The following is a 9,357-nucleotide window of genomic DNA, read 5'->3' on the forward strand; positions in this document are numbered from 1 at the left end:
CCCCTGAAGGGGCGCGCCCGGCCTTTCCCACCAGCCCTAGAACTTGTTCTTCGGCGTGATTCCCAGTGACATGCCCGACAGGCCGCGCTGGCGGCCGCCCAGCTTGCCCGCGATCGCGCGGAGGGCCGTGCCCGCCGCGGAGTCGGGGTCCGTGAGGACGACCGGCTTGCCCTCGTCGCCGCCCTCGCGGAGGCGGACGTCGATGGGGATGTTGCCGAGCACCGGGACCGTCGCGCCCGTCGTACGGGTCAGACCGTCGGCCACCACCTGGCCGCCGCCCGTGCCGAAGACGTCGACCATCTCGCCGCAGTGCGGGCAGGGCAGGCCGGACATGTTCTCGACGACGCCGACGATCTTCTGGTGGGTCTGGACGGCGATCGAGCCGGCCCGCTCGGCGACCTCGGCCGCGGCCTGCTGGGGCGTCGTCACGACCAGGATCTCGGCGTTCGGGACCAGCTGGGCGACCGAGATGGCGATGTCGCCCGTGCCCGGCGGCAGGTCCAGGAGCAGGACGTCCAGGTCGCCCCAGTACACGTCCGCAAGGAACTGCTGGAGCGCGCGGTGGAGCATCGGGCCGCGCCAGACGACCGGAGCGTTGCCCGGGGTGAACATGCCGATCGAGATGACCTTCACGCCGTTCGCGGACGGCGGCATGATCATGTTCTCGACCTGGGTGGGAGTTCCGTCGGCGCCCAGCATGCGCGGCACGGAGTGGCCGTAGATGTCGGCGTCCACGACGCCGACCTTCAGGCCGTCGGCCGCCATCGCCGCCGCCAGGTTCACGGTCACGGAGGACTTGCCGACGCCGCCCTTGCCGGAGGCCACCGCGTACACACGGGTCAGCGAGCCCGGCTTGGCGAAGGGGACCTCGCGCTCGGCCTGGCCGCCGCGCAGGGAGGACGCCAGTTCCTTGCGCTGCTCGTCGCTCATGACGTCCAGCGTGACGTCGACGCCCGTGACGCCCTCGACCGCCGAGACCGCGTCCGTCACGCGCTGTGTGATCGTGTCGCGCATGGGGCAGCCGGAGACCGTCAGGTACACGGTGACCGCGACCGCCCCGTCCGCACCGATGTCCACCGACTTGACCATCCCGAGTTCGGTGATGGGTCGGTTGATCTCGGGGTCGTTCACCGTCGCCAGTGCTTCGCGCACCGCGTCTTCCGTAGCCATAGGACGATGGTACGGCGCCCCGCGGGGGCCCTGGGAGTCCCGTCAGCGGTCGTCCATGTCACGTCGGCGGGCGGGCTCGGCGGGGAATACGGCGCCCTGGTGGCCGCGGGCGTGATGCTCGTCCAGCTCCTTGACGAGGTCCTGGAGTTCGGAGCGGATCCAGTCGCGGGTGGCGACCTCGCCGAGGCGGATCCGCAGGGCGGCGACCTCCCGCGTCAGGTACTCCGTGTCCGCGATCGACCGCTCGTTCTGCTGGCGGTCCTGTTCGAGGTTGACCCGGTCGCGGTCGGCCTGGCGGTTCTGCGCGAGGAGGATCAGGGGCGCGGCGTACGAGGCCTGGAGCGACAGCGCCAGGGTCAGGAAGATGAACGGGTACTCGTCGAACCGCAGGTCGGCGGGCACGCTGACGTTCCACACCACCCACAGGATGATGACGACGGTCATCCAGACGAGGAACCGTCCGGTGCCGATGAACCTGGCGATCCGCTCGGACAGCTTCCCGAAGGCCTCCGGGTCCCACTCCGGCAGGAACCTGCGGCGGGGCGGGCGCGGCTGGTCGAGGTGGACGCGGGTACGGGAGCGGGTGGCGGACGTGGCGCCGACGGGCACGCGCTCACGTCCGCCATGGGCGTGCTCGCGTCCCTCGCGCTCAGGAGCCATGCGTGCCCACCCCCTCGCCCGCATCTTCGCCTGCTTCCTCGCCCGTCTCCTCGCCCGTCTCCTCGTCCAGGTGGAACTCCGTCTCCCGCCAGTCCTCCGGCAGCATGTGGTCGAGCACGTCGTCCACGGTCACCGCGCCCAGCAGCGACCCGCTCTCATCCACGACGGGCGCCGCGACCATGTCGTACGTCGCGAAGAACCCGGCCACGACGGGCAGCGGGGCCTCGGGGCCGAGCGTCTGCAGGTCGTCGTCGACGAGCGCGCTGACCAGGGTGTACGGCGGGTCGCGCAGCAGCCGCTGGAAGTGGACGGTGCCCAGGTACTTGCCGGTCGGGGTCTCGTCCGGCGGGCGGCACACGTACACCTGGGCGGCGAGCGCGGGGGAGAGGTCGGGGTTGCGGACCCGGGCGAGCGCGTCGGCGACCGTCGCGTCGGGCCGCAGCACGATGGGCTCCGTGGTCATGAGCCCGCCGGCCGTCTTCTCCTCGTACGCCATCAGCCTGCGTACGTCGGCGGCCTCGTCCGGCTCCATCAGCGCCAGCAGCCGCTCCTTGTCCTCCTCCGGAAGCTCGGAGAGCAGATCGGCGGCGTCGTCCGGATCCATGGCCTCCAGAACGTCCGCGGCCCGCTCCTCCTTGAGCTTGCCGAGGATCTCGATCTGGTCGTCCTCCGGCAGCTCCTCCAGGACGTCGGCGAGACGGTCGTCGTCGAGGGCGGAGGCGATCTCGGCGCGGCGCTTGGCGGACAGGTGGTGCAGCACGTTGGCGAGGTCGGCGGGCCGCAGCTGCTCGAAGGTGGCCAGCAGGCTCTCGGCACCCTGCCCCTGCTCCTCCAGCGAGAACCCCGTGACGGCGGACCACTCGACGGTCAGCGTCTCTCCTCTGCTGCGGCGGAAGGTACCGCTCTTCCCCTTCCGTACGAAGACGCGGTCGATCTCCCACTCCCGGCGGGCCGGCAGCTGCTGCACGGAGACGTCGAGGACCGTCACCTCCTCCCCGGTCTCCACGAGCCGTACCCGCCGGTCCAGGAGCTCACCGAGGACCAGCCGCTCGGTGGGCCGCTGCTCGAACCGCCGGACGTTCAGCACCCCCGTGGTGATGACCTGCCCCGACTCGATGCCGGTGACCCGGGTCATGGGCCAGAAGATGAGGCGCCGGGTCGTCAGCTCCACGACCAGCCCCAGCAGCCGCGGCGGCTTGCGACCGACGCGGAGCATGGCGACGAGGTCGCGGACGCGGCCCACCTGGTCTCCGCTGGGGTCGAAGACAGCGATGCCGGAGAGGTGGGAGACGAAGATCCGGGGCGCGCCGGCCGCCATGTGCCACGCCTCCGTTTCCTACGGGATTGTCCGCCAACGTGGGCTTCAGGCTAGCCCGTCCCGGTCGGATACGCCCTGGTGAGCGGTGCGGACGGACTGCCTCCGAGGGGCGCGCGACGCACCGGTACGCTGCGGTACGCCGTTGAGTACCCCCGTACGAGAGGTGTCCCACCTGTGACTGCGATTGCCCGTACCCGAAGGGCCGCGATGGTCAGCGCGATCTGTGCGCTGGTGGCTGCCGGGGCCGGGCTGACGGGGTGCAGCGAGGACCCCGACGAGGGCACGAACGGGGTCGGGAAACTGTCGCCCGCGAAGATCCAGAGCCGGACGACGGCGGCCGCGAAGGCGGCGGACGCCGTGCGGCTGTCCGGGACGGTGGTGAGCAGCGGCCGCACGTACAAGCTGGACATGCGTCTCGCGAAGAACGGCGGTACGGGCTCGGTGACGACGGAGGGTTCGACGTTCCGGCTGCTGAAGGTCGGCGAGCACCTGTTCCTGAAGGCCGACAAGGAGTTCTGGGACCACGAGGACGGCAAGGGCGACGACAGCGAGTCGGACGCGGCCGCCGCCGACAAACTGGACGGGATGTATGTGAAGGTGCCGACGGGGGACCCGGCGTACCAGCGCTTCAGCGGCTTCACGGACAAGGACGTCCTGCTGGCGGGCCTGTTGACGCTGCACGGCGACCTCGCGACGGACGGCCGCTACGAGCAGTCCGGCATCCCCACGATCCGCCTCACCGGCGACGAGGGCTCAGGCGGCACCCTCGACGTGTCCCTGGAGGGCACCCCGTACCCCCTCCTCCTCGTCCGGGCAGGCGACGCGGGCACGATCCGCCTCACCGACTGGGGCAAGTCCTTCCCCCTCAAGGAACCCGAGGACGACGAGGTCGTGGACTACGGCAAGCAGCTGCCGTCGTCGTAGGCCCTTCTTCTTGGGGCGCGGGAACGGCTTCTTAGGGGCGCGGGGAACTTCGAGTCTTCTTGGGGGCGCGGGGAACTTCGAGTCTCTTTGGGAGCGAGGGGAACTTCGAGTCTCTTTGGGGGCGCGGGGAACTGCGCGGTTCTTGGGGGCGAGGGGAACTGCGCGGTTCTTGGGGGCGCGGGGAACTGCGCGTTTTTTAGGGGCGCGGGGAACTGCGCGACCAGCCACAACGGACCCGCACCCGAAAACCGGCCTCAGGAACGCCGACGCTTCTTGAGCAGCAGACGGTGAAGCCCGGCCGGCATAGGACGACGAGTGACAGCCGGACTCGGAAGCGGCGCCGCCGCCAGCGAGGAATCCGGCAGCGCCCCCACCCCTCCCGTCGGCTCCAGGCGGAGCACCCGGCACTCGCGGGCCCACCGCTCCGGCATCGCCTCACCGTCCGGGGCATTCAGCCGCTTGCCCTTCAGCTCGGCGACCGCGGCCTCCCAGGCGGGGGACCCAGGAGCCAGCTCGACGACCTTCGCCGTCCAGGAGGCGAGGCGCCCGCCCTTGTCCTTGCTGCGGACCGTCACGACCGCCTCGGCGCCGTCCACCAGCCCCGGCAGCGGCTGCTCACCGGGACCGTCGCCGATCACGCACGCCGCGCCCTCGTGCCAGACGTGCCACAGCGCGCGAGTCGGCGCGCCGGTGCCCTGGACCCAGATGAGCCCGGACTTCTTGGTGGCCTCCTCGACGAGGGCCCGGTCGAGCAGCGTGTCATTGCCGGTCGCGGTCATGGACCAAGACTAACCAGCCCTGGTTACAGCCACCCGTTGCGCTTCAGCGCGCGGTGGATGCCGAAGCAGATGGCCACGGTGACGGTCAGCACCAGCGGGTAGCCGAACTTCCAGTGCGTCTCCGGCATGTAGTCGAAGTTCATGCCGTACACCCCGCACACCATCGTCGGTACGGCGATGATCGCGGCCCATGACGTGATCTTGCGCATGTCCTCGTTCTGCGCCACCGAGGCCTGCGCCAGGTTCGCCTGGAGGATCGAGTTGAGCAGCTCGTCGAAGCCGAGGACCTGCTCCTGGACCTGGGTGAGGTGGTCGGCGACGTCCCGGAAGTACTTCTGGATGTCCGGGTCGATCAGCCGCATGGGGCGCTCGCTCAGCAGCTGCATCGGCCGCACCAGGGGCGACACCGCGCGCTTGAACTCCAGCACCTCGCGCTTGAGCTGGTAGATCCGGCCCGCGTCGGTACCGCGCGGCCCGCCCTTGCGGCCCGGGGAGAAGACCTCCGTCTCCACCTCGTCGATGTCGTCCTGCATGGCCTCGGCGACCGCGATGTACCCGTCCACGACGTGGTCCGCGATGGCGTGCAGCACCGCCGACGGGCCCTTGGCGAGCAGCTCCGGGTCCTCCTGCAGCCGGTGCCGCAGCGCCCGCAGGGAGCCCCTCCCGCCGTGCCGCACGGTGATGAAGAAGTCCCGTCCGGTGAAGCACATGACCTCACCGGTCTCGACGACCTCGCTGGAGGAGGTCAGCTCGTCGTGCTCCACGTAGTGGACGGTCTTGAAGACCGTGAACAGGGTGTCGTCGTACCGCTCCAGCTTCGGCCGCTGGTGCGCGTGGACCGCGTCCTCCACGGCCAGCGGGTGCAGCCCGAACTCGGCCGCGATGTCGGCGAACTCGGCCTCGGACGGCTCGTGCAGACCGATCCACACGAACCCTCCGTCCCGGCGCACCTGACGGATCGCCTCGTGCGGCGTCAGGTTCCGGTCGGCGGTGCGGCGTTCGCCGTCGCGGTAGACGGCGCAGTCCACGACGGCGGAGTTGGTCTCGGCCGCGCACGCGGTGTCGTACGGCGTGCCGTCCTTGCGGAGCGACGGACGGGGGCGGACCGCGGCTCGCAGGTCACGGATCATCGACATGGCTGGCTCCTTCGCAACGAAAGGCCGCCGACGGCGGTTGGAACTGCCCGGAATGGGGACGTCCTGACCAGGGGTCTCCCCACCCTTTAGGTAGGGGAAGGATGTTTGGCACGTCCACAAAGCGGGGAGCACCGCACCGTCGCGGTGGCAGCTTCGCTTGATTCAGATCAAGACAGATCGGACGGATCGGATGGAACGACGAGATCGGGCTCGGGTTTGGTTTCGAGCCGGGTCGACGAAGTCCCGTGGATCGGTCGGATCAGGTGGAACGAAGTGCTCTTCCGTTGTGCACGGGCGACACGACAGCGGATGCGACGCGAGTGCGGGAGGCGGCGGCCGACGGAGCGACAGCCAGATCCGGAATTACGGAACGCGATGGGCGGAAGAGCGGGTCCTACTGCACGGTCGACTTCGATCCATTGCAGCCCCACCTCCTCCGGCCGGTCCCCCGTAAGGGACGATCCATTCCCGGGACCCACAGGGTCCCCGGTCCCCGTAGGGGAGTTTCAGTGGGTCAGGGCTTGAGGGCGACGCTCCTGCGTGCTGCCCTGACCGGCGCTCAAGAGTAACAGCCGCCCTCGGAGCCAAGGCGCTGCTTTGCCCGTTGCTGACGAGTTCTATGCTCGGCTCATGGCTGATGTTCTTCCTTTGGTGGAGGCCCGTTTGCGCTCTGCGCTGGGCGAACCGGACGCGCGCGCCGCGGTCACCTTCCTCGGCACGGACCGCATCGAGGTGCTCCGTTTCACAGAGGACGACATCGTCCGCTACGCCACGCTCGGCATGTCCGCCCAGCCGATGGCCGACCCCACCGCGGTGCTCGCCGACCCGGTCGCGGGCCCGCGTGCCGAGCTGATCCTCACGGTGCGGCGCGGCGGCGGCGCCGACACCGGCAAGGTGCTCCGCCCGCTGGCCGTGCTCGCCGCGTCGCCGCAGGTCGAGGGCGTGGTCGTGGCCCCGGGCGCCTCGCTCGACGTGGGGGAGCCCCTGTGGCCCGGAGCGCCGTTCACCTCCGTCCTGGTGGCCGAGTCCGGCGGCCTGGTGGAGGACCTGGAACTGGACGCCCCGGCCGACCCCGTGCGCTTCCTGCCGCTCCTCCCGATGACCCCGAACGAGGCCGCCTGGAAGCGCGTCCACGGAGCCCAGGCCCTTCAGGAGCGCTGGCTCACGAACGGGACGGACCTTCGCGATCCGTCCCGTCCGTCGGTGTCCCTGGACTGACCCTCGCATGTGGCCGAAAACATGCCCTCCGTCGAGCAGTTGACCACTGACGGCCAGTCGGACGCGCCCGAGTGCCCGGCTCCGCCTGTCAGTTGGCGAAGACGGCGACACTGTCCTCCATGGCGTGCTGCGACTGGTGCTCCTCCGCTTCGTGCGTGAGCGCCCGGCGCCGTACGAGGACGACGACGGCGCCCGCCACGGCAGTCACCGAGGCGACCACGAAGGGAACGTGGACGTCGGTCCACTCCTCGATCTTCGGCGCGAAGAACGGGGCGGCCGCGGCCGCGAACCACCGCACGAAGTTGTACCCGGCGCTCGCCACGGGCCGCGGCGCGTCCGAGACGCCCAGAGCCAGCTCCGTGTAGACCGTGTTGTTCACGCCGATGAACGCACCCGACAGGACCGTGCAGACGACGGCGGTGGTGTGGTCGCCGTACCCGAGGACGAGTACGTCCGCCGCGAGCAGTACCAGCGAACCGCCCAGCACCTTCAGTGAACCGAACCGCTCCTGCAGCCGCGGCGCCACGATCACCGAGAAGACCGCCAGCAGCACGCCCCAGCAGAAGAACACCGCGCCCGACCGGTACGGGCTCATGTCCAGCACGAACGGCGTGAAGGCCAGCACGGTGAAGAACGTGTAGTTGTAGAAGAACGCCGAGACCGCCGCCGAGGCGAGACCGCCGTGGCCGAGCGCCTTGACCGGGTCGAGCAGTCCCGTCTTCCGCGCGGGCCTCGGCTGTTCCTTCAGGAACGCCGTGATGCACAGGAACCCGATCGCCATCAGGAACGCGGTCCCGAAGAACGGGTACCGCCAGCTGGCGTCCCCGAGCAGCGCGCCCACCAGAGGCCCGCACGCCATGCCGAGACCCAGGGCCGACTCGTACAGAAGGATCGCGGTGGCGCTGCCCCCGGCCGCCGCGCCGACGATGACCGCGAGTGCCGTGGACACGAACAGCGCGTTGCCGAGCCCCCAGCCGGCGCGGAAGCCCACCAGTTCGCCGACCGACCCGGAGGTGCCGGACAGGCCCGCGAAGACCACCACGAGCGCGAGACCGAGCAGCAGGGTCTTCCGGCCGCCGATGCGGCTGGAGACGAAGCCGGTCACCAGCATCGCGACGGCGGTGATCAGGAAGTACGAGGTGAAGAGCAGCGAGACCTGGCCGGCCGTGGCGTCGAGGCCGCTGGCGATGGACGGCAGGATCGGATCGACGAGACCGATGCCCATGAAGGCGACGACGGACGCCCCCGCGGTCGCCCAGACGGACTTCGGCTGCCGCAGGAGCCCGCCTGTGCCTCCTGTACTCCTGTTCATGCTGCTCTCCTCCATCACCGCAGAGATCGTTGGTACATACACATATTAAGTTAGAGCGACTAACTAATGCAAGTTACATCTAATTCGGATCTCGTTCGTCCGATGATCGGGCCCCACCGGACGGGTGATCGTCCTTGACGCGAGGAAGGACGGGGAGGACCGTTGAGCCCTATGAGGGGCGAACCCAGTTGCCCGAAGTGCGGTGGCCGGGTCAGGGCTCCCGGACTCTTCTCCGATGCCTGGCAGTGCGATGTGCACGGGACCGTGCATCCGCTGCAGCCCGTGATCCCGCCCAGCGTCGAGGCCCTCAGCGTCGTGGTGCACCGTGCCCGGGTGCCGGTGTGGATGCCGTGGCCGCTACCGGTCGGCTGGCTGTTCACCGGCGCGGCCTTCGCGGGGGACGAGCGCAGCGGCGGTCGCGCGACCCTCGTGGCCTGCTCCGGTCCGGGCCCTCTCGGTGGCGTGGGCGAGCTGGTACTCATCGCGGAGGAACTCGGCGTCGGGCTCGGCGCGCGGTACGCCGGCATCGACGGACCCGACCCCGGCCCGTACATGAGCGTCGAGAAGCCGCCCCAGGCCAAGGTCCTGGCCGCCGGTCGCCCCACCCCGCTCTGGCATGTCTCCGGCACGCCCGACGACCGGGCCGTCTTCGCCGGAGAGGCGCGCGGCCTGTGGCTGTGGGCGGTCGTCTGGCCCGAGACCACGGGGTTGCTCATGTACGACGAGCTGGTGCTGACCGATCTGCGGGACGCGGGGGCGGAGGTCGATCTGCTGCCGTGCGGGGCGTTGTCGCCGCGGATTCTTGAACCGTAGCGCTCCGTCTGGTTGGGAATGTCTCTT

General features: G+C 70.1%; 9 protein-coding genes. 3 read left to right on the forward strand and 6 right to left on the reverse strand.

Features of this window, described 5'->3' with window-relative positions:
* Nucleotides 1-36 precede the first annotated feature (36 nt).
* From FNH08_RS35575 to FNH08_RS35585, 3 genes are read right to left on the reverse strand one after another with little or no spacing between them, the layout of a single operon-like run.
* On the reverse strand, nt 37-1,170 hold the full coding sequence (locus FNH08_RS35575) for an Mrp/NBP35 family ATP-binding protein (protein ID WP_152775654.1): 1,134 nt from the start codon (nt 1,168-1,170) through the stop codon (nt 37-39).
* A 42-nt stretch (nt 1,171-1,212) separates the two neighbouring features.
* Nucleotides 1,213-1,830 (reverse strand): DUF1003 domain-containing protein, encoded by a 618-nt coding sequence (locus FNH08_RS35580; protein ID WP_152775655.1) that lies wholly within the window; start codon nt 1,828-1,830, stop codon nt 1,213-1,215.
* Nucleotides 1,820-3,148, reverse strand: coding sequence for a magnesium transporter MgtE N-terminal domain-containing protein (locus FNH08_RS35585; RefSeq protein WP_152775656.1), 1,329 nt, complete (start codon nt 3,146-3,148; stop codon nt 1,820-1,822). Before FNH08_RS35585 ends, FNH08_RS35580 begins: the two co-directional genes overlap by 11 nt.
* Nucleotides 3,149-3,322: 174 nt before the next feature.
* On the opposite strand from FNH08_RS35585, the gene FNH08_RS35590 reads away from it, so the two are divergent.
* Complete coding sequence (locus FNH08_RS35590) at nt 3,323-4,072, forward strand: hypothetical protein (RefSeq protein WP_322726029.1); 750 nt, start codon at nt 3,323-3,325, stop codon at nt 4,070-4,072.
* A 254-nt stretch (nt 4,073-4,326) separates the two neighbouring features.
* Here the strand turns inward: FNH08_RS35590 and FNH08_RS35595 are convergent, their stop codons facing one another.
* Nucleotides 4,327-4,851 carry a hypothetical protein gene (locus FNH08_RS35595; protein WP_152775657.1) on the reverse strand — a complete coding sequence of 175 codons (525 nt, stop codon included), beginning with the start codon at nt 4,849-4,851 and terminating at the stop codon, nt 4,327-4,329.
* Between the two features lie 23 nt (nt 4,852-4,874).
* The gene (locus FNH08_RS35600; protein WP_152775658.1) at nt 4,875-5,987 is read right to left on the reverse strand and encodes a magnesium and cobalt transport protein CorA; all 1,113 of its coding nucleotides are present in this window, start codon (nt 5,985-5,987) and stop codon (nt 4,875-4,877) included.
* A 630-nt stretch (nt 5,988-6,617) separates the two neighbouring features.
* On the opposite strand from FNH08_RS35600, the gene FNH08_RS35605 reads away from it, so the two are divergent.
* The gene (locus FNH08_RS35605; RefSeq protein ID WP_152775659.1) at nt 6,618-7,205 is read left to right on the forward strand and encodes a suppressor of fused domain protein; all 588 of its coding nucleotides are present in this window, start codon (nt 6,618-6,620) and stop codon (nt 7,203-7,205) included.
* Between the two features lie 88 nt (nt 7,206-7,293).
* Here the strand turns inward: FNH08_RS35605 and FNH08_RS35610 are convergent, their stop codons facing one another.
* Nucleotides 7,294-8,517: an MFS transporter gene (locus FNH08_RS35610; RefSeq protein WP_152775660.1), complete on the reverse strand. Its 1,224-nt coding sequence runs from the start codon at nt 8,515-8,517 to the stop codon at nt 7,294-7,296.
* Nucleotides 8,518-8,688: 171 nt separating this feature from the next.
* On the opposite strand from FNH08_RS35610, the gene FNH08_RS35615 reads away from it, so the two are divergent.
* Complete coding sequence (locus tag FNH08_RS35615) at nt 8,689-9,330, forward strand: DUF6758 family protein (protein ID WP_152775661.1); 642 nt, start codon at nt 8,689-8,691, stop codon at nt 9,328-9,330.
* Nucleotides 9,331-9,357 lie beyond the last annotated feature (27 nt).

Source organism: Streptomyces spongiae (assembly GCF_009377185.1).
GTDB classification, from domain to species: domain Bacteria; phylum Actinomycetota; class Actinomycetes; order Streptomycetales; family Streptomycetaceae; genus Streptomyces; species Streptomyces spongiae.

Bases quoted from the DNA above. Each gene is read 5' to 3' on its own strand.
- FNH08_RS35585 (WP_152775656.1), bottom strand. From the start codon at position 3,148: ATGGCGGCCGGCGCGCCCCGGATCTTCGTCTCCCACCTCTCCGGCATC.
- FNH08_RS35600 (WP_152775658.1), bottom strand. From the start codon at position 5,987: ATGTCGATGATCCGTGACCTGCGAGCCGCGGTCCGCCCCCGTCCGTCG.
- FNH08_RS35610 (WP_152775660.1), bottom strand. From the start codon at position 8,517: ATGAACAGGAGTACAGGAGGCACAGGCGGGCTCCTGCGGCAGCCGAAG.
- FNH08_RS35605 (WP_152775659.1), top strand. From the start codon at position 6,618: ATGGCTGATGTTCTTCCTTTGGTGGAGGCCCGTTTGCGCTCTGCGCTG.
- FNH08_RS35595 (WP_152775657.1), bottom strand. From the start codon at position 4,851: ATGACCGCGACCGGCAATGACACGCTGCTCGACCGGGCCCTCGTCGAG.
- FNH08_RS35615 (WP_152775661.1), top strand. From the start codon at position 8,689: ATGAGGGGCGAACCCAGTTGCCCGAAGTGCGGTGGCCGGGTCAGGGCT.
- FNH08_RS35575 (WP_152775654.1), bottom strand. From the start codon at position 1,170: ATGGCTACGGAAGACGCGGTGCGCGAAGCACTGGCGACGGTGAACGAC.
- FNH08_RS35580 (WP_152775655.1), bottom strand. From the start codon at position 1,830: ATGGCTCCTGAGCGCGAGGGACGCGAGCACGCCCATGGCGGACGTGAG.